This is a genomic window from Acinetobacter sp. V89_7, from assembly GCF_029967895.1.
In the GTDB taxonomy this organism is placed as follows: Bacteria; Pseudomonadota; Gammaproteobacteria; order Pseudomonadales; family Moraxellaceae; genus Acinetobacter; species Acinetobacter soli.
Genome location: NZ_JASCAJ010000015.1, coordinates 1 through 600 on the forward strand (window position 1 = coordinate 1; position 600 = coordinate 600).

The following is a 600-nucleotide window of genomic DNA, read 5'->3' on the forward strand; positions in this document are numbered from 1 at the left end:
TGACCGTTTTGGAACACCATCGGCACAGCCATGATCTTGCGTTCTTCAACCTCATCCTGGAAGAAGGCACCGTCAATCATGGTGGCTGTTGCATTCGGGTTATAAATGGCAATCAGGTTGAGGGCCTGTACCACATCTGGACAGTTATGGCAGCTTAACGACACAAATACATCAAAATGATCGCTCACCTGCAAGCCTTTAATCTGCTCTAAAAGCTCAGGCGCAACTTTAGGGGCATAGCCTGATACCTGTAGCAACGCCAGAATCAATGAGGTGAACTCATGGCCCATTGGCAAGCCAGCAAAAAACACACGTGGCTGTTCACCTGTTTTGGCAATACCAAAGCTTGGACGGCGTGGATTCTGGCCATCAAAGCGAGCCGTTACACGATCAGAGAGTTCTGCGATTTCAGTCACTAGCTCTTTGATCTTTGCGGATTTATCTGAATCATCGAGCGCAGCAACCAGTTCGATTGGGCTTTCTAAGCGTTCTAGGTAAGTTTTAAGTTGAGTCTTGATATTTTGGTCTAACATGCCTAACAGCTCCAAAGGAGTAAATAATTTAACTTGTTGAGAAGAATAAGATAAATGCATTGATAGG

1 protein-coding gene is annotated in these 600 nt (G+C 45.3%); it reads right to left on the reverse strand.

The window, feature by feature from the left end; translation table 11 throughout:
• Positions 1-533, reverse strand: a 533-nt coding sequence (locus QLG00_RS01230; RefSeq protein ID WP_282470379.1) for a thioredoxin family protein, incomplete at its 3' end; no start/stop codon positions are given.
• Positions 534-600: the final 67 nt, after the last annotated feature.